Below are 26,220 nucleotides of genomic sequence, written 5' to 3' on the forward strand. Positions count from 1 at the left end.
TCAGCAAATGCCGGAGCGGCGGCGACGGCGCAGCATGAGGCCCAGCAGACCAAACATGAGGAACAACGCCTTCGAAGGCTCAGGCACGACCACCAGGACACCGTAGCTGGCGAAGAGGCTGGTGTCCCAGAAGAGACCCGGGTCAAGCGTTGCGAGCTGGAGATCCTGAACGGATGGCAACGCGGTGCCGTCCTGAATTCTGCCGCCAACGAAGAAACCAGTGCCGTAAGCTCCGAATCCGGTCACTGAGCTCCAGTCGATGAGGTTGAACACATCCCCGCCTCCAATGGAGCCTGCCGTATGGGTCACGACGATGTTTCCAAGAGATGCAACGTTCAGCGTGCCACCAACATTGACGTAGTCATGGCCACTGAGGTTGCCAAAGGTTCCATTCAGCGCACCCTGCTGATCGGCCGTGCCGGTGGGGAGACCGTTGATGAAGGTGCTGATGTCGGTGCTTCCATCCCAGCCCAGGGCGCCGAGATTCGTGGTCGGCACATTGGCCTGCAACGTCAGGCGGGTCGTGTTCGTCGTGGTTCCGGTGATGGCCCCGCTCAAAGTCAGATTGCCGGTGACATTGATGTGACCCACCTGATCTCCCGCAGTGGCCAGGCTGTTCAGGCTTGAATTGCCGGGAGCCATGCTGCCGACCGAGCCCACGTTGCCGGTGTTGTCTCCCACCACAAAGTTGCCCAAAATCGTCGCGCGATTGGTATTGTCAGTCTTCTGCGCTCCCACACCACCGCCGCTGATGACGCCGTCGTAGGTGTAGCCTACTCCACCCTTCGAGCTCACATCCAGCGTGGTCGCGGTGTTCATGCCAACCCAAGGAGTGTCGTCGATGGTGGCGCTGGCTCCCAGGATGACTCCACCCGCGTTGATCTGAGTGTTCCCCAGATAGGTGTTCACATTGGTGAGCGTCATGTTGTTCGTTCCCGTCTTGGTGACAGCCACGTTGTTCTGGATGACACCGCCGTAGGTGTAATCAGCCGTGGATCCTGTTCCCACGGTCAGGGTGTTCACCGTGGTGGCCGAGTTGGTGATGAAACCAGAACTGCTCACGAAGGCCCCTGTGGTCGCCGTGGCAGTAAGGTGCTTCACATTGGCGTCAAAGCCGCCCAGGTCCAGAATACCGCGTCCTGTGGTGCTCAGATTGCCGCCTTGCGCGAGCGCCGTGGCGGAGTTCAGGCGCACGGTGCCGTCAGCGATGTTGGTGCCGCCGCTGTAGGTGTTGTTGCCAGACAGAATCACCGTGTCACCGCCCTGCTTGGTAAGGCTGCCAGAACCACTGATGCTGCCTTTGATGTCCAGGATGACGCCACGTGCCGTGTCGTTCTGGACACTGTTGTTGTTGATGTCTGGAATGGTGCCCTGCGACGGATTGGTGTTGCCATCCGTTGACCGGCCATTGTCCGTTCCGTTCGGTCCATCGGTCAGGTAGTTCTGGCCCACGAAGGAATTGCCGCCGAGCACGATGCTCACACCCGCACCCAGCGTGCGGAAAACGGTGCCCGAGTTGCCACTGACCAGATCATCCGAGCGGAGGAAGCCTTCAATGGATCCGCCGTTCAGGGTGACTGTGGCATTGGTGCTGAACTGGTCGGCGTTCACCTGGAGGGTGGCACCGCCCAGGTTGATCGCGCCGCTGCGGGCATTGTCCACGCTCCAGCGCTCGATGGAGCCTGCTTCATACGTGGCCGACTTCGTAAAGCCAGTGGTCATGATGTCCAGGACGCCGTAACGGCGCACTGTCAGCGAACCCGCCCCCAGGGCGTTGGCGCTTGTCACGGCCAGCGCACCCTGCTCGATGATGGTGTTGCCGGTGTAGCCGGTGTTGTCGCCGCCGATGAAGGCGTAGCCGTTGCCCCACTTGATGAGGTTCTGGCTGCCCGTGAGTCCGGTGAAGGAGATGCCTGTGCTGGCACCCGAGGTGATCTGGTTGTTCGTGCCGGTGGCGTTGACGTCCAGGATGGAGGCACCGGTGCCGGTAAGAGAAAGCACTCCGGCATTTACCATGCTGCGGCTGCGGTTCAGGGTGAAGCGCACACGTGCAGGAGACAGCCCGGTGGTGTCTGTGGAGTTGATTTCCACGTCGTTGATGTTCACCGTGCGGTCGTCCGCGCCCTGATCCACATTGATCAGCGCATTGTCCACAACGATGATCCGGCCGAAGCTGTATTGGCCCGTCAGCGTGCTGCCGCTTGTCGCGCTGAGCTGAAGTATGGTCCCTGCAGCGGAGGTGATGCCGCTCGCATTGAGCGTGATTGTTCCGCCGTCGCCGCCACCACCGAAGGTGTTGAACTGCAGGGTGCCCTGGTTCACCACCCAGTTGCCGCCGAATCCGTTGCCGGTGCCGCGAGCGGCCGTGGTCTGGTCCTTGGCAATGATGAGAGAGCTGCCACCGAACTTGGTGATGCTGCCGGCAAAGATGTCACCGCTCATCGTCAGGTTGCCAGCATTGTAGAAGATGGCTTCCTTGTCGCCGTTAGTGCCGAACTTCAGATTGACGGAGATCGTCGGTGTGCCGGTGTTGATCAAACCGCCGCGATCCGCATCCGTGGCGCCATCTGCAAAAGTGATGGTGTTGAACTGGCCAAATCCGGGGTTGATGTTCTGGCTGGTGCGCAGGGCGTAAATACTCTGATCCTGCGTCAGCGTCATGGTGCCAGAGCCGATGTCAACGATCTGCGTGCCGGTGCCATTGGTGGTAAACACGCCTCCGGTGAGCGAGAAGCCTGCAGTGAATGCCGCATTCACAATACCATTGGCTCCATAAGTCACGAAGCGATTGTCCGTGCCGTTGATATAGTAGGCTGGCAACATGCCGTTCACGAGGCTTCCGCCCGTGACCGCGCTAGGAAGACTGCCGGTGACCAAAAGCTGGTCCACATTGGTCGTGCCAAGCGCACCTCGTCCAAGACCAACGCTTGTTCCGTTGTCCGCATCACCAGCCAAGATTTGGAGAGTGCCACCGTTGGCACGAATGAGAGAAGGTGTGCGCAAGGCGACAGATCCAGTGCCTGTGTTGGCAACACTGATCACCGCAGCACGTCCAAATGTGATGGCACCGACGTCCTCGACGTTACCCGCCGCAGCGACGTTATTGAGCGAGTTGATCTGCAACTGGGCACCATCAAGGTTGATGGCCGTGGCGTCATCCCAGCGGTTGTAATTCGAGGCCGTGACGTTGTTTTCAAAGCGCAGGATCGAACCAGGATGCAGCACAATCGCGTTCTGGTTGGCGGTGCCGCCGGAGTTGCGGAACGTGCCGGCGTTTTCCGCCTGCAGCTGGCCAAACACATCCACCTGACCGCCAGTGCCGAGTGCGCTGTTGGCACCGGTTGGGGCAGGAGTGAAACGCAGCGTGTTGTTGCGGCTCACAACCGTGGTGCCGGTGTAGGTGTTCACGGCATTGAGGATCACCGTGCTGTTGCCATTGCCTCCCTGGCTGCCGATGATCACAGAATTGGAGCCGGCAAGCACACCATTGGTGACGGTCAGTGTGTTGGTGCCTCCGCCGATGCGGTAGAGGCTGCCGGCGCCCACGCCCAGCGTCGTGCCGGTGTAGCTGACTCCTGCGACCGCGCCCAGATAATACTGGCCGTTGCCGATGAGGCTCAGATCCAGGCTGTTGGCGTTGCTCACGTTCAGGGCGATCACGCCGCTGGAGTCACTGGACAGCCAGTTCTGCAGGTTGGCGCTCGTGATGGAGTTGTTGTTGACGCGGAACAGAGACATCTGCGGATTCACGCTGTATTGAGCGATCTGCCCGGCTGCGAAGGTCAGGTTCGGCGACGCACCACCAGTGGCGGAGATCAGAATATTCCCCGTCGGATTGATGCGAATCTGGCTGCCACGCAGGATGGTGTTCAAATTGAGCGTCGGATTTTCGCCGCTGACGTCGCCAAAGCGGAGCAGGCCGCCATTGACCACGATGCCGAGGCCCTTGGTGCCGATGGTGCCGGCATACAGGCCGCCGAAGAGGCTGGCGTTGCTGTTGATCCACAGTTCGCTTCCACCGTTCTTGATGATCGCCTGACCGGCACCGCCGTCGGTGATGGCCCCGTTGAGGAGCATCTGGCCGCCAGTGATGTTCAGCACAGGTGTGCCGGTGAGATTGGTTCCACCGTTGATTTCCAGCACATAGTTGCCACTGCTGGCGTTGAGCGTGGTCGAGCCAATCGTCATGTCGCTGAATGCCAGATGTTTGGCCGAGTATGAACCGGAGTTACGGTCAATGGAGATCGTGGACGCGCCGTTGACGATGAGGCTGTTGCCAGTGGCGCTGTTACCGATCCAGAAGCGCTGGCGGGTCGAGTCATTGGTGCCGACATCCAGGCGGATGTTGGTGGTTCCGCCCCAGAGGGTCAGAGCACCAGTGCCCATGCCGCCGTTAAACAGGGCGGATGTGGTCACTCCCGCGACAATCGTGCTGGAGTTGCCAAGCACGTTCGGATTGCCGCTGGCGAAGGAGTTCAGGGAGGCGGCAGCGAAGAAGAACAGCGTCTGCGGGCCCGTCTGAGCGGTGGCTGCCGAGCCGATCGTGAACGTCGTACCGTTTGGAATGGTCAGGATGGTGGAGTTTGCTGGGATGCCAGGACCAGACACAAGCATACCCACCGCCAGGCCGGTCGTCGAAGGAACGGTGACGGTGGTGCCCGCCGCGACGGTGGCGCCGGTCATCGGCACGCCCACGCTGGTGCCGCGCAGGTTCAGCGTGCCCTGCTGCACCTGGATGCCGCCCGAGTTCGTGTTCAGAAGGCCGGTGCTGACGTTGTCCAGATCCAGAGTCTGCCCGCCGGTCTTCACCAGAGTGGCGCCGCCGGTCACCTGACCGTCAATTCTGAGCGTGGTGGGGTTGCCGTTGGCACCCGTGTTGATGAAGGCATAGGCCTGACTGCCATCGATGGTTCCAGGTCCGAGGTCCAGTCCGCCGCGAGCAAGGACGTTGAAGGTGGTGCTGCCAGTCGGGTTGTTGAAATACAGGGTCTGTCCCTGCTCACCCGAAGAGCCACCAAAGCGGATGCCACCCGCCATGACCAGGTTGCCCGCAGTGATGGCCGTGGTCAGGGCGCCAACACGGTTGGAGGTCAGAATGGCCTGGGCCACACCTTCGCCGATGTTGAGTCCGACATTGAAGGTGGTGGTACCAACCACCGCTGTGAGCTGCCCGCCCGTCATGGTCGCGGCAGGCGCGGCACTGATGGTGAAGGTGGTCGGGCTGGTGATCTGGGAGACCGTCAGAGCGGCCGAACCCAGACCATAGATGACCATGCCAGGAACAAGGCCGGCCGTGCTGGCCACCGTGACCGTGGTGCTGCTCGCAACGGTCGTGACACCGGTGAGATTCACCACACCGCCTGCATTGGCGACGAAGTTGTTGTTGGTGGCGGTGCCTTGAGTGACGGTGGCAGTCACCGCTGTTCCCGTGGCAGACACCAGACCAATCGTGTTGGTGGCAATCGAACCAATGTAGGTTCCCGCAGGGATGCCGTTGCCAGCGATCGGCTGGCCAACCGCCAAGCCCGTGGCGCTGGAGACTACGATGCTGCTGGAACCCGAGGTGCTGGTGAAGGTGCTGGTGACGACCGCACCGACGTCAGACGCGAGGTTCAAGGTGGCGTTGTAGTTGTTCAATGCGACCACCCCGCCGGTGCCTGCGTTCATCTGCGCCAGAGTGGCGGTGCCGCCCAGGTTTGCCGACGCAAGGGCTCCTGTGGTGATGGACGGAGCACGCAGTGTCAGATTCCCCTGATTGATGATCCAGTTGCCGCTGAAGGAATTCTGCGGCGAGTCGATCTGCAGTGTGCCGGCGCCCTGCTTGACGACCGTGGTGGCGTTAAGAATCTGGCCGGTGGTCGTCGGACTCATCCCTGGCTGGCTGCTGGACGCAGCCTGCGTCGTGATGGTACCGATGGCGAGGGTGCTGTTATTGTAGATGTCGAGTTCCTTGGCCGTAGGTCCTGCATTCAGACCGGGCACAATGGTAATCGCATTGATGGCGATGAGGCCACCACTCTGAAGGCGGATGACGTCAGTTGCTGCCGCGGTCGTGTTGTTGGCGAAGGTGATGCTGGCATCTGCGCGCATCGCATAAGTGTCGAGGACGAGACCTCCGCCGCCGGTGATGCTGGCTGCAGCATTGACATAGGTGCGCTCGGTGGGCACCGCAGTGCCGTTGGCAATGGCGCCTGAGCGGATGGAGTCGAAGCCGGCGTTCACGAAGCCGTTGGCGGAAGTATAAGTGAGGAACTGGCCGTCGGTGGCGTTGACCATCCAAGGTGCCAGCATGCCGTTGGTGATGCCACCAAGAGCCGTAATGCCATTGGCGCCGAGACCGCTCGTGAGCTTGATACGCTCGTCGCTGCCAAGCTGGCTGCCATTGATGTCATTGATCTGCAGGGTGGCGTTGTTGCCGGTGATAGCCAGACCATTGACCATGCGGTCGAGCGTGCGGCTGATGTCAGCGCCCGCGCCACCACCCACGACGAGGGTGACGGTGCGATCCAGCAGATCACGCTGCACAACGAGCTGGCCGAAGCCCTTCACCGTGACGTCCCCGACGGTTTCAGTCACTTCGATGTCGCGATTGCCCAGCAGGCGCAGTGTGGCGGAGTCCAGCGTCAGGGCCTGGGTGTTCAGCCAGCGGCCCTGGCCGCCGGAGTTTTCCAGACTGCTGTTTGCCAGCAGGCCGGTGGCATAGTCAAACCGCAGTTCGGAACTTGGGCGCAGGACAAAGCTGCCACCCGATGCATTGAAGAGGCTGTCCGTTCCTGCGGCATTGAGGAATGTGCCACCCAGGCCACCGGCGATGATGGTGCCCCAGACATCGTAGTTCTTCGAAGCCAGGGAGCCGCGGAAGTCCAGCACGCTGCCACGATTGACCGTGGTGGAGCCACGATAGTCGTTATTGGTCAGCAGCACCACCGTGCCGCGACCATTGCCACCCGTGAGGGTATCGACGTTCAGCGCGCTGTGGATCATGCCAACGATGAGGCTGGCGTCACGAACCTGGCCATTGGTCAGGATGTTGTTGCTGGCCATGTCGCTGCTGACGTAGAGAGTGCTGCCACCGCTGCCGAGACGGTAGGTGGTGCCAAGGCCGTAGCCGAGTGTGGCGGCGTTGTAGCTGCCGTTCAGGCCCACACCGTTGGTGGTCGAACCCAGGAAAGCTGTTCCGTCACCGATGTTCATCAGGTTGATGACCTGGTTGTAAACCGTGTTCAAAGCAATGATGGCACCGCCAGGATCCTTGCCGCCGCCATTGAGGCCGTTGCCACCCGCGAGGCCATACCATGAGGTGCTCTGCGGTCCGCCGAGGCTGCCAATCCGGAGGTTGAACGCCGAGAGTGGTGCGTTTGCGGCCATGCGCAGGATGCCATAGTTTGCCATGAGGTTGCTGCGCAGATCGACGGTGCCGGTCCAGCCGGAGACGATGTTGTTCAGGCTGTTGAACTGCAGGGCGATGCCCGGCTGGATCAGAATGTTGCCGCGGCCGAGGTTTGAATTGGCCACAAGTCCGGGGACCAGGCCCGCCGCCGTGTCGCTCAAAGCAGTCATGTTGCCTTCAAACACGCCGAAGAAGGTGGTGCCGCCGTTGAGGACGGTGCCGCCCTGCCAGCCAGCGCTGTTGTCGCTGTTGATGAAGAGGCTGCTGCCATTCTGCCTGTAGAGCGTTCCGTTGCCGCTGATCGTTCCATAGACCGTCGCGTTCGTACTCAATGCCAGATAGGCATCCTTCACCATGGTGAGGTTGTTGAACGCGATGCTGAACGCATTGCCGTTGTTCACCGTCAGGAAGGCGGTTCCCAGCGGGCCGCCGAAGTTCAGATCGCCAAAGCGGACGGTCTTGTTGCTTGTTGCCGTTGCAAGGCGGTCCAGGCTGACGGTGGAGTTGGTGCTGCCGATATAGCTGCTGCCGATGCCCGCCGAGGAGCCAATGTTCAGGCTGTTGTTGGCAAAGGAGGTCAGCACCTGCATGTCAGCGGTGTTGTCTCCATCGTTACGGATGTTAAGGGTGGCGCCATTGAGGGTGACGGACGCATTGCTGTAAGCCAGGCCGTTGAGGCTGCCCACCACAGGGCTGGCATTGGTGCCGCCGAGAGGATCGAGAGCATTGCCCGAAGTGCGCACTTCCAAAGTCCCTGCCATGACCTGCCACGCTCCCACTTTGTTGGCCCCCTGGCCCAGAGGATCAGCACTGCCGTCCGGCAGCATGCTGGTGCGGCCATTGGTCAGGAACAGAGTGCTGCCACCCACCTTGGTCAAAGTCTGGCCTGCAGCCAAAATCTGGCCGGAGATGACCCCATTGCCGCCGACGGTGCCGGACACGGCGGGCGTGTTCAGGATGACGTTCGAATTGGCATTGGCGCTCAAATCAAGCGTGCCGGCGATCAGGACGTTCGTTGTCTGGCCACCTGTCCAAGTCAGCGCAGGTGCATTCAGAATGACGTTGTTGACCATGCTCCAGGCGACCGGCGCGGTGCTGGTGGAGAGCGCGGAGGTGGTGTTCGCCTGGCCCCAGCTGTTGAGAGCGGCCACAGTGATGTTCAAGCCGCTGCCGGCCCCAAACTGCATCACGTTGATGCCGTCAACAAGCTCGCCGGTCACGTAGCCGTTGCCCGTGACCGCCGCGAGGTCGAGGGAGCCGCCCTGCAGCGAGACACCGCCGGTGCCAAGTGCAAGCGTGTTGCGAACGATCAAGCTGCTGGAGGTCCCTGTGGTCAGCAGCGAGTTCGCCGCCACTGCGCTGGTGATGCGACCGACCCCAATGGTCGTGCCGCCGGTGTAGGTGCTGGCCAGGGGTGCGCCATCCTTGTTAACCGGCTGCCCCAGCGTCAGGGTGCCGTTTCCTGTCTTGGTCAGACTGGCGCTGCCGGTGATGACCCCGGAGAAGGTGGTGGCCTGGCCGAGACCGGCGTTCACCGTCAGAGAGCCCGAGGTGCCAGTGACTGTTCCCGTTCCCGCGAGTCCGCCGATGGTGATGTTCTGGCCGTTGAGGTCAAACACACCCGCATTGTTGACGACGAGGTTGATCAGACCGCCGGAGGCCACGGCGCTCTGGGATCCAAACATGAGAGTGCCTTCCTGGATGGTCAGGTTGCGCAGCGCCGTGGTGGTGGAAGCCATCACGTTTCCGGTGCCCGAAAGCAGAAGGGTGCCAAGGCCAGCCTTGGTGAAGTCGGTGGCTTCATAGCTGCCGGAGAGGATGGAACTGCTTGTCTGGCCGCCGCTGACAAAGACCAGGGCTTCCTGCGCTGTCGCGCCCGTGCCGAAGCGCAGATTGCTGCTGATGTTTGGACCAGCCGTGCCCGCGCCGTTCATGATCAATCCGCCGCTGGCGATGCGCAGCAGCGAGGAGGCGCCGCCGGAGGTGATGTTGCTGTTCGTGCGCAGGGCCAGCACGTCGATGGTGCTGCCAGCCACAGACTGCACGCTGCTGATGTCCGCCAGAGAGGTCGCCGCGGAGGCAACCAGCGTGCCCACCGTGGTGGCATTGTTCAATGCCAGGCCGCTCGTCGCATCCACATAACGCAGGAAGTTCAGATTTCCGTCGTTCAGGCCGAGACCCACGATCGATGGCGTTGTAAGAATGCCACTGGTGTTGCCCACCGCGGCACCCGGGATGAATTTTTCGTTCGTTCCGAGGTCAGAGGTCAGGTTGGAGCTGATGACAGTCAGCATGCCGTTGGTTCCGCGTGTGAGCGCCGTGGCCGTGAGGGCCGAAGTCACCGTGGTCACGCCGCCGGAGAGTCCCTTGAGCGCCTGCACGCTGCCACCATTGTAGGTCAGCCCGGCAACGGTCAGAGCCTGGTTGGCAATGCCAAAGGTCAGGGCTGTGCCATTCGTGGCCGCCGCAGTGGTGGGCAGGCTCAGAGTGATGTTGGAGCCGTTCACCGCCGTCACCACCGTGTTCGCGGCGATGTTTGTGCCCGTGATCGTCATGCCTGGAACGATGCTCGAGGCATTGCTCACATTGAGGATGTAGCTGGCCGCGCCCTGCGTCGTGCCCACCGTCACCCCTGCGGGTGCCGTACCGGTCACGCCAGTGATCTGCAGCGTGCCGCCACCCAGCGTCACTGTACCAGGGCCGAACGGCTGCTGGCCCGCGATGGCGCCCATGGCCGTCGTGACTGTGCCACCACCACCGACGAAGCTGCCGATGGTCAGGCCGGTGAAGGCGTTGGTAGAGGCATTGAGCACCAGTGTGCCACCGCCAAGTTTTGTAAGGGCAAAGGCACCGGTAATCGGAAGTGCTTCACCAAAGGTGCTGCCGCTCGAAACTTCGATCGCGCTGGCGACCGTCTGGATCAACTGATGCGAGGTGGTGAAGGAACTGCCAATGGAGAGCACACCGCCACGCAGGCGGACATCGGCGGCCAGGCCAGCCACTGTGTGGGCAGTGCTGCCCACTGCCAGAGTCAGGGTCGGATCACCCAGCTGGGCGTCCGCAGTCACACGCAGCTGACCAGCGTCAATGAACCAGGACGAGCCATAGTTTGTGTCTGCGGTGGTCTTGTTGTAGGCCACGACGTTGTTGCCGGTGATCACCAGGACGCCCGGGCCCTGCTTGACCAGATTGACACCGCCAGCACCACTGGAGGTGAAGCTGGCATCAAATTGGATGACGCCCTGGGTGGTGTTGACCACGAACTGGCGGCTCTGCAGGGCGGCATTGGAGTTGAGGTCCCAGCTGTTGATCGCGTTGCTGTACACCTGGCTGCCACGTCCTTCAAAGGTGATCAGCAAGGCGGCCCCTGAGGAAAGAGCTCCGAGGGCATTCACGATCGTGCGGTTGACGCCATTGGATCCGATCAGGGTGCCCGCGTTTGCGTTGCCAGTACCAAAGGTCAGGGCACCAGTGCCAAAGGGGCTGCTGACGACGGTCGGGATGGCAGCGGTGCCGGTGTAATAGCTGTCCGCACCGATGATGACGCGCGCATTGTTCAGAGTCGTGCCGCCCGTGTAGGTGTTGGCCGAATAGCCGCTGGCATCCGCACCGAAATAGACGACACCGGAAGCGGTGGCCGCAGCGCTGCCCACGGCCAGAACTCCAGGGCCGGTGATCGCGCCCGCCATTTCAATACGGCCTGTGGTAAGCGCCTGGATGGTGAGCGTGCTGCCGCTGATGATGCTGGTGCCACCGGTGAATCTCGCGGTGTACATGGAGTTGCCCAGAAGCGTCAGCGATGTCGTGTTGAGGACCAGGTCACGTCCAAAGTTCACCTGACCGCTGAGTCCGAGCGTCGAGCCCGCGGTGGTGACCGCCAGCGGAGTGTCGCTGTTGCCCAAAGCGCCGTTGGTGTTGGGCAGCACGTCGTTGCCGACGAAAAGTCCGCCAGTGCCATTCAGCGTGGTGGTGCCGGTGTAGGTGTTCATACCGTTCAGCACCAAGGCGGAGGCCCCCGTCTTGATCAGGTTGCTGCCCGCGCCGCTGATGACACCGAGGATGCTCATTTCCCCCGTGTTTTCAATCGTCCGGGTGGCTGCGACACCGTTCGGGGCAAGATTCACATTGCCACGCAGGACGAAGTTGTTGCCCGCCGTGCGGAAATCGCCCACCAGATTCACCGTGTTGTAGATGCTGATGCCGGCTGCGCTGACCGCGCCTTCGGATGCCTGGCCAATGTTCACACCGCTGTTGCTGGTTTCGTTGACCACCAGGCTGCCCGTACCGAGAGCAAAGTTGTTGGTAAGGCCGAGGGTGGTTCCGCGATTGGCCCAGGTATCTCCGGTGAGGTTGTTGCGGTTGGTGAGCGTCAGGTTGAAGTTGCCATTGATGACCGACTGACTGTTGTAACCAATCCCGCCCACCGTTGCGCCGACTTGCACAGAGGTGGCCCCGGTAAGCACGTTTTCAAACGCACCCGCGCCGACTTGCAGAGTCCCCTGGTTGCCGCCGCCGCCGAAACGGTAAACACCATCCGTGGAAGCGCCCAGTGTCGGGTTGAAGTAAAGCTGGTTGTTGACCCCGCTCATCGAGGTGCCGAGCCACAGCTTCGGTCCGCTGGAGCTGCCATTGAGCGCCAGTTCCATGGCACCCAGATCGAGAGAGCCATACTGCCATGAATTGTCGAGTGAGATCACACCGAGGGCTGGCCCCGTGGAGTTCAGCTGGACCTTGCCATTGGCGGCTCCACTGGTGGTCAGCAGGCTCAGGATATTGGCCTGCGTCAGCTTCGTGCCGTTGTTGTTGAAACCAAAGGACACCCCGGTGTAGCCATAGCTGTCACTGGTCGCGGTGACTTTCTGGGCGGCGATGTTCGTCGCGCTGGCAAGGCGGATCAGCGTACCTGGAAGGAGATTGATGTCGCCCACTCCGAATGGAGTGCCCGAGAGGCTTGTGCTGCCAATGAGGCTGGTCGCGGTGTTCTGAGTGGAAGCCCAGACTTCCAGGCCGGTCTGGCCGGCAGTGCCAAAGGTGTTGGCGGCATTGGCAAACATCAGCCCGCCGTTGCCCACCTTGATGAGCTTGCCGTTCGCTCCGCCAGTGACCACACCTTCGAAGATGGTCTGATTAGAAACGCCAAAGGAGCTTCCGATGATCGTGCTGTTGGCCCCCAGGCTGGTGGTGCCGGTGACGGTGACGCCATTCTGGGAGAAGTTCAGGAAGATGGGGGAATTAGGGCCGAGGTCGGCAATCGTCAGCGAGCCGATCCGCTGCATCACCCCTTGGTTGTTGTTCGTGATCGTAGCGTCAGCATTGACAGTGACAGCACTGAGGATGTCGCCGGTGAGGCGGTAACCGCTGGCGAGCTGGGAGTCACGACCTGCATCATTGGAGATGAGGCTGTCAAGAATGAGCGTGCCGCCGTTGACGATCAGAGCCTGGCCGTTGGTCGGGGTCTTGAGGGGGGCGGAGCCGGAGTTGGACACCGCGGTGGCCAGGGACAGTGTGCCTTGGTTCAAGGTGACCGGCCCGGTGATGGTGTTGGCACCAGCCAGCAGGAGAGTGCCGGCACCAAATTTGGTCAGGCCTGTCGCCGTGATCTGGGCGTTGATCTGGGCGGTGCCGCCGCTTGCCGTGAAGATAACTGCTTCACCCGGGAAGGCGAGGGTCATCGGCAAGGTGATCGCCGACACGGAAGTGGATGCCGTCTGCAGCACGCTGATCGTTGCAGTGCCGGAGGTGTTGTTAAAGAGCAGGCCGCCGCTGCTGATCGTCAGCGTGTTAAACGTGCTTGTGCCAGTGATGTTCTGGTTGGTGCGCAGGGCGTATACGTTCGGATTGTCGCCCAGAGTCTGTGCGCCGCCGCTGACATCGACAGTCGAGGATGAGGCAAGGCCGGTGGTGAAAGTGCCGGTGCCTGTCATTCGAGCGCTGTATTCGATCTGGCCTGCTGCCGCAGTGCCGGTGCTAAGCAACGCCTGGAAGCCCGAGCCGATGCCCATCGGATCATAGCCCACGTAGCTGTTTTCAGTCGCATCAACGATCCATGGGGCCACCATGCCGCCGTTGGTCACTCCTGTACCGTTGCTGGTGTTTCCGCCACGCGCGCCGATGCCGGCAAGGCCGTTGGTCAGAATGATGCGCTCAAACGCGGTGGCCACCCCGGTCGGAACTCCGAGCGTGAGTGCCGTGTGAGTGAGGCTCAGCGTGCCATTGGAGACACGTGAGAAATCCTGGGCCTCAAAGGCAGCGGAACCAGCGCCAGCGGTGCGGACCACCGTAATGGTGGACCCCTTGCTCACGGTGAGTGTTCCCACCTTTTCATAGGACTGGGCGTTGGCAGCGCTGTTGAAACGGAAGGTGCCGCCATTCAGATCCAGGCCGGTGGCATCCGCCCAGCGGCCCTGGCCATCCGCCACTGAACCAATCTGGTCAGTGATGATGAGGGTACCGCTCGGACGCAGCTGAATGGCATTGCTGTTGGCATTCAGGATGGAGTTGTAGAACGAGGGGCTGTTGAGGCCGCCAGGTCCGCCCAGCTGCAGCGTGCCATAGACTTCAACGGTACCAGTGCCGAGAGGTGTGGCTGTGGAGCCGGTGTCCAGGGTTACGGTGGAGCCTCTGTAGATGGTGGTGCCGCCGGTGTAGTCGTTGGAGTTGCGGAAGATGACACTGCCGCTGCCAGTGGTCAGGCCGTTGATGTTTCCGAGCATTGAGCCAACGATGACTCGGGCCGTGGTGGCACCACTGGCGGAACCCAGGACATTGTCTGAACCGGTGAACGCGAGGCTGGGGCCAGTATTGGCACCAATGCGGTAAACATTGCCCGCACCAACGCCGAGCGTAGGCGCCACATACTGGATTTCCGTGGAGCCGTAGCCGCCGAGGAACCAGGTGCCGTCACCGTAGCTGGCCATGTTCAGCGGCGTGTTCCATTCAGGAACCGCCAATTGAAGGGCCGCACCAAAGCCGCCGCTCGCCTTGATGATCGAATTCAGGCCCGTGCCGGGATTGTAATCCGTGTCGAGAACGACGGCGGAGAGGCTGTTGATCTGGCTGTCGAGGTAGAGTGCGGAGACACCGCCAAGGCTGCCGTTGCCAGCGATGCGGAGCGCCGCTCCGGGCAGCACACTGACCGGACCGGTGCCGAGAGCACCGCTTGCCGTCGTGGTCACCTGCACCGCACCGGCCTGCACAAAGGTGCCACCGCTGTAGGTGTTGCCTGAGCTGGAGATGCGCAGCGTGCCGTAGGTGGTGGTGCCACCGCCGAACTTGTTGAGAGCTCCTGCACCGGTGATCGGGCCGGCCAGTTCGAGGAAGCTGGCACCACCAGTGGTGGTGTTTACGTTGGCATAAGCGCCGCCAAGCGTCGTCGTTCCGGCGACTTTAAGCGAGTAGCTGTTCCCGCCCGAGAGCGTCAGGGTGTTGTTGGCCACAGACAGCGAGCCGATCTGGATCTGATTGCCAGTGTTGGCAGACTGGCGGTCCACATTGACCGTGCCATAACCGGTCACTGCCAGCGAGATGCCGCTGGAGGACTGGTTGCCATAGATGATGACGCCGTTCGGGCCGCCACCGTTGCTGTTCAGAGCCAGGGTGCCACCATTGAGCGTGACCGTGCCGGGCGTTGTACCATTCGCACCACCAAGCCCGAGCGGATCTTGAACCGTGAGCTGGCCGAGATTGATGAGCACGCCACCCGTGAAGCTGTTCTGCCCGGCAAACGTGTTGTTGGCGGTGATGTTGCCAAGCACCAGCGTGCTGGAGCCGTTTTTGATCAGTCCGGTCTTTTTGGTGCCAGCACCGATCGCATCGACAATGTTGCCGAGGAAGGTGGTACCGGTGATGCCGCTGATGGTCAAAGTGCCGTTGGCGGTGCTGGAGGAGTTGCCCACGATGCCGCCGCCGGTGCCGGCCAGGCTGGCGAAGGTGGCATTGCCACCGTTCACGTCGAGCGTGCCCGTGTCGGTGAGGACCAGTGCGGTTGTCTGGCGGGTCGTCGCCGTAGAACTGCCGAGACTCAGTGTGCCGTTGTTGACGTTGAGAGCGCCATAGATGCTGTTGCGACCAGAGAGGACCAGCGAGCCCGCACCAGCCTTGGTGAGCGTTCTGGCCTCGATGTTGCCACTGATGGTGGCGGGAGCGCCAGCCGTGCCGCTGACATAGACGATGCCTTCCGCCGCACCGCTGGTGGCGGGGACAACCGAGAGCGTAATGCCGCTCGCGGTGGTGGTGGCCGCAGCACTGATGGTGATGGTGGTGGCGCTGGCGATGGTGGCGATCGTCGCACCGGCAGGGATGCCAGGGCCTGTGATGGGCATACCGACAACCAGACCGGCGGTGCTTGGCACCGTCACCGTTGTCGTGGCGTTGGTGGAAGCATTCGTGATGGCAATCGCCGGAGCCTGGCCATTGACCAGAAGGTTGGATGAAAGAGTGCTGCCCGCATTGAACAGAACCGCGCCCATGTCATTCAGGTTCACGCTGCGCAGCCTGATGGTGCCGTCAGTGACGTTGCCTGTGATCTTCAGACCAAAGACGTCTGCGATGCCGCCCACGCCCACCGAAGTGCTGCTGTTAATGGTCACCACGCTGGCACTGCTGGAACCTGCAAAGGTGTTCGTCAGTGCGGAGATAGGCGTGGCAGAGACAAAACCCACCGCAGGGTCATAGTTGACGAAGTCAGCGGTTGCATCCGTCGCGGAGGCAAAGCGGAGGATGCTGCCTGCGACGACTCCAGAATTGGAGCCGACACCCAGATTGTTGAGGGTCAGCAGGCCGGCGCCTGGGGAGGCCGTGGTCTGGCCCAGAATGGTGGTGCCCAGCACACGGGCGTCAGAACCTGCGGTATTCCCCAGACTGCCTTCCACACCCGGAACGATCGCCAGGACACCTGCACCGACGCGCGCAAGCGTGGTGGCGGTGACCTGGATGTCATTGCCCATCTGGGCATCCAGACGCAGGTAGGAGCCGCCTGCAAAGTTCAAGGTCGGGATGGTGAAGGCAGCACCCGGGCCGCTGGTGTTCACTCGCAGCGAACCGCCATTGATGGTGACAATAGTGTCTCCGAACGGCGTACCCTGCGTGTTCTGGGTCATCAAGGTGGCTCCGTTGCTGATGGCAGTGTTGTCGTGCCCGTTGACGCCCGTCTGGTTGCCATTGAGGATCAAAGTGCCAGGACCATTGACGGTCAGCAGGCCGGTGCTGGCGGCGGTGAGCCCGTTGACGGTAAATGTCTTGCCCGCAGCCACGTTGATGCTGCCCGCGGCACTCATCGTGATCACACGGTTGGTGGTGATGTTGTCCGTGACCAAAAGCTGGCCGCCGTTCATCGCAATGGCGCCCGGCAGCACATTCAGCCCGCCGACATTGCCGAGGTTGGCATCGCTGCTGATGCTCAGAACACCGGCTGTGATGGTGGTCGTGCCGAGGTAGGTGTTGCTGCCCGTGAGAACCAGTGTGCCAAGGCCGGTCTTGGTAAAGCCGGTCTGCGCGCCAACGTAGGTGAAGTCACCGCTGATGATGCCGCTGGCTGTCAGCGTGGTCGCCGCACCGACATCAATCGTGCTGTTCTGGACCAGCTGCATGTTGTTGGTGACCGTGAAATTCTGGTCCCAGCCCGCCAGTGTGCCGGAATTAAGGATGATGCTGCCTGGAAGCACTCCTGTGGAGCTCAGCGCGAGCGTACCCTGGCTGATGGCGGTGCTCGTGTAAGCATTGCCAGCGTTGGTAAGGCGCAGGATGCCGGCACCCGTCTTGATCAGAGTGGAGGAGCCGCTGACCACGCCGGAGAGGGTGACGATGCGGGTGGCATCCGCGATGCTCAAAGCACGGTATGTCGTGCTGCCAAGATCCACCGCTCCGCTCAGAGTCACATCGATCTGACCCTGCGCACCACCGCCGATGAATGCGTCAGCGCCGAAGGCTCCAATAGTGGTGGTAGGACCGGCCAGGGCGCCGATGACTCCCGTGGTGGTGAAGTTGATGTTATTGGCGATCGTCATCGGACGAAGCAGCCCAATGGTGGTGGTGACACCAAGACCCGTCTGGTTGACTTCAAGCGTGCCGCTGTTGAAGGAGATCGTGCCGCTGCCCAACGCGCTAGCATTGCCGAGACGAACCGTGGCGTTGCCATTGATGGTCGTGCCAAGGGTGTAGCTGTTCGCTGTATTCAGGATCACCGTGCCGCCGTTGCCGATCAAATTGGCGCCCGGGGTTCCGGAAACCGCGCCGACGATCACTGCATTCGCACCGCTGAGCACCGCGCTGTTGATCTGCAGGGTGCTACCACCCGTACCGAGGCGGTAGCTGCTGCCGGAGCCTGCACCCAGAGTGGTGGCGGTGTAGTTGCCGCCAGTGGTGGAGCCAAGGTAGAGCTTCGTGCCAGCCTGGGTCAGCGCAGTGCTAAAACCGAGAACGTCGATGGCAAGCGTGCCGTCAACATTTGGATTCGTGGACGAGAACGCTATGCTGCCAGGAACCGTGCCGTTGTATCCCATGCCAAAGGCGCCGATACCGTCATTGTTCGTGTTGATGGTGGTGACCGTGGTGCCGATGTTTGCGGCGCTGAGCACGCGAAGGGCGGCACCAGGATTAACGGTGATCGTTCCCGCGGAGGTGAGCTTTTCGTTGGCAGCCGTTGTGCTGCCTACGCGCGATTCAAGCGCGCCCTGATCCACGATGATATTGCCAGCGTAGGTGGACGCTCCGCCGAGAACGAGGCTCGAGGTCCCCACCTTGGTGATGGAAGGCGTGGAGCCCGTGAACGTACCAAGAACATTCAGCTGATTGGTGGTGAAGACCGTGGTAGGCGCGGTGCCGTTCATGGTGAGCGCACCAAAGATGGTGTTCGTATTGCCACCCTGGACACCCAGAGAAGTGCTTCCTGCTCCCATCGTTACGGCACCCACGGCGGTGCCGGCGGTTGTGGCGCTGAGAATGCCGGAGGAAGTGATGCTGACCGGATTGAGGAAGTAGGTGTTTGCGAGGCCGGCGTTGTAAGTACCGGTGGCCAGCGTGATGGTCGAACCCGGAGTGTAAACCGATCCGCCGAGGGCATACTGGGCGCCGGCGGACAAGGTGCCATCATTGACGGCGATGCCGCTGCCACCCGCTGTGAGGCGCGCGTTTGAGGCGGCGGTGATGGACAGCACGCCCGGGCCATTCTTGATGAAGCCAGTCATCGTGCTGCCACCGAAGGCGGTGCCGATGGTGGAGGTGACGGCAGTGTTGGCCTGGAAGGCGTTTTCGACGGTGATCGTCGGCGTCGCCGTGTTGAAGGTGATGGCACCGGTGAGGGTCAGATTCTGCTGGGTGACGCCAAAGTTCAGCGTGTTGGAAGGGTTCGTGACACTGATGGCGTTCGTCGCGGTGATCGCACCGCCGCCTGCCAGCAACCGTGTGTTGTCACCCGAGATGGTGAGGGTGCCCGTGCCCAAGCCCGCAGCGTTGCCGAGGATGATCGAACCAGCGGAGAGAGTCACGCCTCCGGAGAAGGTGTTGGCTCCGCTCAGGACAAGGCCGCCCGTACCGGTCTTCAGGATCGAACCCGTTCCAATGTTGATCGCGCTGAGGATCAGCCCCACAGGGGAAAGCCCGCCCACATTGACCGTGCGCTGTGCACTGCCCAGATCGATGATGCTGGCGATGGTGGGAGTGAAGCTGAAGTTGTCATTCGTCGAAGTGATGCTGCCACCGGTGAACGTGATCGTGCCGCCAGTGATGGTGGGAGTCACCGTTCCGCCGGTGTTGTTGAAGGTGATGTTTCCGCTCACCGCATTGGTGCCGGTGTAAGTGAGCGTGCTGCCGCCGTTGAGCACGATGTTCGTGGCCGCTGCGATCTGATTGGCCGTGGTCGTCTCGGTGACCGCCGCGTTGTTGAGCGTCAGGCCGGTGGTTCCCGCGGGAATCGTCGTGCCCGTGCCGTTGAGCGTCAGCGTGCCGCCATTGACCACCGTGCCACCGCTGGTGGTGCCGTAGGTGTTCGCCGCCGTGAGCGTGAGCGTGCTTCCGCCGTTCTTGACCAGCGTCATGTTCGCACCGGTGATCGCCGTCGAAATGGTCAGCGTGTTGTTGGCATACACAAAGAGTTCACTGCCGCCCGAGGTAAGCGCCGTACCACCGGTGATGACGCTCGCCGCGCCGTTGGCCAGCAAACCTCCGCTGCCCAAGGTCAGAGTTTCCCCGCCTGCAAGGGTGATGGTGGAAACCGCGCTGATGCGCAGCGAATTGATCGTGCGGGAGCCCGTGTCCGTCACATTAGCGGCCACCGTGATGTTGTCTGCCGCGCCGCCTGCTGTCAGTGCATTGCCCGAATAAGCAGGATAGCCTGTCGTTCCCAAAGCACCGACGCCGCCACTTGTTCCGCTTGGGGCAATGTAGCCGGCGAAATCAGTGCCGTTGACAGTGGCCCAGCCACCCAGAATGCCGTTGCTGACCGCTGGCGCAACGCCGTTGACCTGGGTCAGAATGATCTGGCTGTTGCTGGTGCCGCCGAGACCAGGATTGGTTCCGGTGAAGTTCACGGCGGAGCCGGCGTTCCGCACCAGGTTGCCAATGGTGAAGGAGGTGGGCAGCACGGTGCCCGTGGCAGGTGTCACCGTGATGGTGCTTTGACCGGGTTGGAGGTTGACCGTGCCAGTCGAGGCACTGCCCTGAACACCGAGATAGGTCAGCGTGCCGCCGTAAAGGTCGATGCTGCTGGCCACGCGGTTCGCAGCCAGATCCGCAGCTGTGTAGAGGCCGGTGTCATCCAGCGTCAGCGTGCCAAAGTAGTTGGCGACTCCGCTGGTGCCTGAGAGACGTCCCTGATCACGCAGGGTGATGCCGCCGCCGCGGATGATCGTGGCACCCGTGTAGGTGTTGTTGCTGACCAGTGTGGTCGTGTTGTTGCCAGAACGTGTGAAGTTCATCACGCCAGTGCCGTTTTGGATGACGCCAGCAAAGGTGGAGTTGCCTGCCGCGACGGAAGTCAGAGTCACCGCAGTCGCACTGCCGTTGGTGATGATACCGCCGGTTCCCGCCAGCACGCTCTGGCTGGCCAGCGTCCCGACAGCCTGGTTCCTGCCGAACAGGTCGAGCGAGCCACCGTTGACCGCCACGTTGTTGATCGCAACGCCAGTCGCTGTGACAAACACTGGCAGCGTGTTGTCCTGACCGCTGTTGAGTCTCAGGAGGCCATCGTTGATCGTCGTGAAGTTTCCGGAGTTGAAGTAGAACTGAGGCTTCGTGAACTCCATCGCGCCCGGTCCTGCCTTGACGAAGCTGTTGGAGAACTGGCCGTAGCTGCCGAAGGTGAACATGTTCGCCGTGTCGAACTGATGCACATAAAGCTGGGCACCGCCCGCTCCGACGATACCACCGCTGAAATCAGCACCGCTGGCATCCTTCACCAGGATGGCGCTGGCACCCAGAGTCAAGGCAGCGGCATTGCCAATGGCTGTCAGGGCAGAGCCGCTCGTCAGGGTGAGGCTGTTCACCGTGGCGGTTCCAAAGAGCTGAGAACCAGTCATGGAAACATTGGAAGTAGTCGCGACCGCGCGGAACAGTCCCGGCGCAAGCTCGGATGCAGTCAGCGCACGAAGACCACCGATCGAAGAATAGGTGGCAAAGTTCACGCTGGCTGCAAAGCCCGCTGAACCGATGGCATCGGTCATGTCCGCGCTGGCAATGATGTCATTGCGGATGCTCATGGTGTTGCTGCCGTCACCGGTCGCACCACCGATAAAGTTCACAATGCTCGGGGCGATCAAATTGGCGACGCCCGCGCCAGGGGCAGCGCCAAGATTGTCACCACGCACGATCAGCGAGCCACCCGCAGTGATCGCGGCAATGTTGCCCAGGTTGAGCGTGAGCGACTGGCTCGGGTCAGCATCCAAAGTGATGATGCTGCCACTGACATTCACCCCAAGAGCTCCAACTGTGCCGAGGTTCAGGGACTCCGTGGTGCTGGCCCCGCTGTTTCCAATGATCTTGAACTCACCACCCACCAGGGTCAGGTTGCGCACCAAGCCTGAGCCTACGGCATAGTCAGTGCCACCAAGGCGGTTGTTAACATTGGTGCCGCTGTTGTCGAGAATCAGCACGCCTCCGCGGTTCACCGTGTAGGTGGTGAACTTCGTGCTGCCGGTGCCACTCAGGGTCGAAGTGCCCTGCGAGGTCGTGAAGGTGCCGTTGCTCATGGTGTTCAGCCCGGCGGCGGAATTCAGAGTCATGGTGCCGGTGCCGAGCTTCAGCAGGTTGAAGGATGTTCCCGTCTGGTTGCTGGATGCAAAGACGCCTGAGAAGGTGAAGTTGGAATTGTCAAAACCTGTGCTGAGGGTGGCGCCAGTGCCCGAGTTGTTGGTGATCAGGCCGGTGCCAGTGATGGAGCCGCTCGCCGTGGAAACCCCGTTGAGATCGATGGTGCCGCCAGTGGCCAGCGCGATGCTGGAGAACCTGGAGAACGCATTGGTATTTCCCACACGCAGGGTGCCATCGCTGACGGTGGTGACACCGTTGTAGTTGTTGCCAATGTTCGCCAGCGAGAGCACGCCCGGACCGGTCTTGGTGAAGGCAAACGCACCTGTGTAAGCGGCCCCCAGAGTGCCAACGATGGCAGGAGTGTCCACATTGATCGTCCTGGTGCCAGCACCAAAGGTCACAAGACCGTTAAGGGCCAGATTGTTGGAGCTGACGCCGTCAAAAATCAGGGCGTTGCTGGCGTTGGCCACAGTGACCGCGTTGTACACCGTGGTGCCTACACCGGTGACTTTCACACCGTCATTGGCGATGGTGAGAGTGCCGGTGCCCAGAGGTCCGGTCGTCTTCACACCGGCCACCAGCGTGTCAGTGACGCCCAGCATGAGGATGCCTGCGTTCAAGGTCACTCCGCCGGTCAGGGTGTTCTGCGCATTGAGCGAGAGCAGTCCGCTGCCTGCCTTGATCAAGGAGCCATTCTGCAGAACCGCCGAGCTGACAAGCCCCACACTGGACAGGCCGTTCGTAGTGAAGGTGCGGGCCGCTCCGCCAAAGTCGATGGTGCCAGCCAGCGTTGGGAAGGTGCTGAAGCTGTCGTTATTGGCCGTGATGTTGCTGCCGAGAGTCAGAGTGCCACCGGTGGTCAGTGTCGGAGTGCCGACACCGCCGGTGTTGTTGAAGGTGACGCCGCCATTGAAAGTATTCGCACCCGTCAGGGTCAGCGTTCCCCCACCATTGATGCTGATCGCGGTGGCAGGATCGATCTGGGCCGCTGTGCTGATGGTGACGGCCGCATTGTTGATGGTCAGGCCGCCCGCAGAAGGAATCACAATGACTGCGGCAGCACCGGTGGTGTTGACCGTGCCACCGTTGAAGACAGTGCCGCCCGTGTAGGTGTTGGCGACCTGAGGCGCCAAGGTGACGGTGCCTGCATTGGTCACCACCAGCGCCGTGGTTGCTCCAGAGGCACCATTGTTGACGATCTGCGAGCTGATCGTCAGGGTGTTGGCAGCATTGTAAACGAGCAGTTCGGAAGCCAGGGATGCGGTCGTGCCGCCGGAGGTCAGGACACCACGCGTATTTGCTGCCGTAGCGCCGATCGTAGCGGTGGCACCGCTGTGAAGCAGACCGCCGCTGACGAGGTTCAAGGCGTTGGCCGCTGAATCCGATGTGAAGGTCAGATTGGCCGCCCCCACCAGGTTCAAGGAATTGAGCTGATAAGGAATGGCCGGAACCGCACCTGCAGCAGAGAGCTTGATGTTGTAGGTTGGCTGGGTTGCGGCGGGCAGAATAACGCCATCATAGTTGGCAAAATAGCCACCGGAGCCAAGAGCACCGACACCTGCATTCACATTGTAGGTGGCAAATTCAAGACCGTTCACCACGGCCCAGCCGCCGACCAGGTTGTTGGTCAGGGTTGGATTGGTGGTGATGAAGATGTTCGAATTGCCCTCAACTCCGGTGTTGGTGTAGTTGTTGAGGCCCAGATTGGTTCCCGTAAAGTTCACGGTGGCACCCGTTTGGCGCGTCAAGCTTGCCAGAGTCAAATTAGCCGTGCCGGTGGTGCCGACGGTGGCGTTGATGGCGTTGAAACCGCCGGAATTCGCACCGCCAAGAAGCGTCACGGCACCGACGGATTCTGTCGTGAGCAGGCCGGGGGCGCCGGTCAGTGTCAGGGTTGCTCCCTGGAGAGCGATCGGCAGAGTGTCCGCCACGCGGTTGGTGGAATTGTAGGTCGTGAGACCACTGAAATCCATGTTCAGCGTGCCGAAGTAGTTGTTGATCGCTGGCGTTCCGCTGGCAGGTGCAATGGCACCGGCGTTCAGAAGTTGCAGGACACCGCCGCGGATCGTCGTCGCGCCAGTGTAGGTGCTGCCGCTGGTAAGCGTGGTGGTGGAGTTGCCCGAGCGGGTGAAGGCGAGGTTGCCGGTGATGCTGCCGCCGAAGGTGCCCGTGCCGCTGGTGGTGAAGGTGGCCAGTGTGCCGCTGCTGTTGGTAACGGTGCCGCCGGCTCCTGGCAGCGTGTTGGTGCTGGCAAGCACACCCACGGCCTGGCTGCGGCCATTCAGGTCCAGAGTGCCTCCATTGACGGTAAGGGCCTGGAGACCCACGCCAGTGGCGGTCGGATTGACCACCAGGGTATTGTCCGCCGCGCCGTTGAGCATCAGCGTGCCCTCATTGACGAAATGAGTTCCGATGGTGAACATCGGCTTCTGCAGTGTCATCGTGCCAGCGCCGGCCTTGGTGAAGCCGTTCGCGGTGTTGATGATGTAGCTGTTGACCGTGACATCGCCAGGAGTGTAGGCCCAGAAGTGCGAGCCGCCGTTGGTGATCTGGCCGCCACTGAAGCCCGTGTTGCCGCTCTTGGCCAGGAATGCCAGGCCGCCCAGTGTCAGAATACTGCCGTTATTGAAGCCGGTGACTCCGCCGCCACTTTCAAGAGTCAGCGTGTTGATGGTGTCCGTGGTGAACGACTGGCCGCCGGTGAGGCTCAGGTTGGCCGAGGCGGTGTTCATGCTCGTGATGCTGCCAAGGAGTTCACCTGCACCGAGGGCCTGGAAGCCGCGGCCGGGAAGATAAGTCGCAAAGGAAGTCCCTGTGCCTGTGGCGGACGTGTCTGCAAGCATGTCCGTGCGGATGCTGCGGTTGGCGAGACCTGGCAGGTTGCCACCACCTGTGAGGTTGTTCACTGTTGAGGCAAAAACATTCGCCACGCCTGCACCGGGTGCCGAACCCAGATTGTCGCCACGGACAACCAGATGTGCGCCATTGGCGGCTAGCGTCGCCACCGATGCAAAGTTCACCGTGGTGGAACCAGTGCCCGGCACGACGGTGAGGAATCCGGCGCCAGAACCTGGGTTGAGCGCATTGAACGACTCGTAGCTGCCACCCGAACTGCCGATGATTTTGAATTCGCCACCTGCAATCGTGAGGCTCTTGAGCAGACCACCAAGGCGGTTGTTCACGTTGGTGGTGCTGTCATCCAGAATGAGCGAGCCCGACTGGTTCACCACGTTGGTCGTGAATGCAGTATTGGCGTTGCCGGAGTAGGTCACCACACCACCGTTGATGGTGAAGGCGCCGGTGGAGGTGCTGGTGCCGCCGGTCAGACCAAAGGCACCGGAACCGATCTTGGCGATGTTCGCATTGCCCAGCGTGGCGAGGCTGTAGGCATTGATGCTGCCGTTGAAGGTCGTGCTCGCATTGTTCGCACCGAAGGTCAGTGTTGCGGAAGCACCGTTGTTGGTGATCGTGCCACCACCGGAAAGCTGGCTGATCGCTTCGCCGACTCCGTTCAGGTCCAGAGTTGATCCCGCTGCCATCGTGAACAACGAGGAGTCTGGAATGGTGTTGGCCACCCCGAGGAACAAGGTGCCGCCGCTCAGAGTCGTAGCACCACTGTAGCCGTTGCCAGCCGAGCTCAGGCGCACTCCGCCGGTTCCGGCGATCGTCAGGCCACCTGCACCCTGAACAGGCGCCGTGATGTCGAGGCTGATCGGGGCGAGGCCGGAGGTCGTGATGGTCCGCTGTGCGGTCACGTTCACGTAGCCAGGGGCGGAGGCGGAAATCGTGGGGATAAAGCTCAGGCTGTTGTTGCTGCTGGTGATGTTGCCGCCCAGCGTCAGAATGCCCGTGCCGACCGCAAGGGTGGGGTTGGCGTTGCCACCGTCATTGGTGAAGGCAAGGGTGCCGCCGAGAACGTTGTTGCCCACATAAGTCAGGGTGCTGCCACCATTGATGGAGATGTTCGCCGAAGCGGCAATCTGTCCTGCCACCGAGTTCATCGTCACTACGGCGTTGTTGAGCGTCAGATCCCCGGGGATGACGATCGTTCCCGCAATGCCGCTGAGATTCAACGTACCCTGGTCCACGATCGTCGGGCCGGTGTAAGTATTCGAAAGCGAGGAGGAATACGTCAAACTCGTGGGGCCCGATGCGGTCGCTGCTGCCGAAAGCGTGATGTTAGTGCCTGAGATGGAGGCGATGGTCGTGCCGGCCGGGATTCCCGAACCCGTCACAGCCTGGCCGACGACGAGGTTTGCATTGCTGCCGACGGTGACCACGGCGCTGCCGGCTGTGGTGGTCGTATTCAGCTGGAGCGGAGCCACAAAAAGTGCGGCCGAACCGCTGGCCGTCACCGGCAGGGAGATGGTGATTGTGGTGGCAGTCAAGCCCGTGATGACCGCACCTGCTGGGATGGCCGAGTTCGCCGTGAAGGTGCCGCCGGAGGCGATGTTCGCCGTGGCGTTGTTGCTCATGGTGAAGTGAGTCGCGTCCGTCACGCCTGTGATCGTGGTTCCGGCTGGGATGCCCACACCTGTGACCACCATGCCGACGCCCAGACCCGCGGTGGCGGCCACGGTCACGGTGTT

The 26,220-nt window shown here is 61.7% G+C and carries 1 protein-coding gene (only partly in view); it reads right to left on the reverse strand.

The genetic code is table 11. The features are described from left to right. A protein-coding gene (locus tag ACILSR_RS10545) for an autotransporter-associated beta strand repeat-containing protein (RefSeq protein WP_395749727.1) crosses the window boundary here: on the reverse strand, nt 1-26,220 show its 3' portion. The gene runs 16,542 nt beyond the window's last position; 26,220 of the gene's 42,762 nt are visible here — the last part of the coding sequence; its start codon lies off the right edge, out of view — the gene reads right to left on this strand; the stop codon is at nt 1-3.

This window comes from Prosthecobacter sp. (assembly GCF_044222565.1).
Lineage (GTDB): Bacteria > Verrucomicrobiota > Verrucomicrobiia > Verrucomicrobiales > Verrucomicrobiaceae > Prosthecobacter.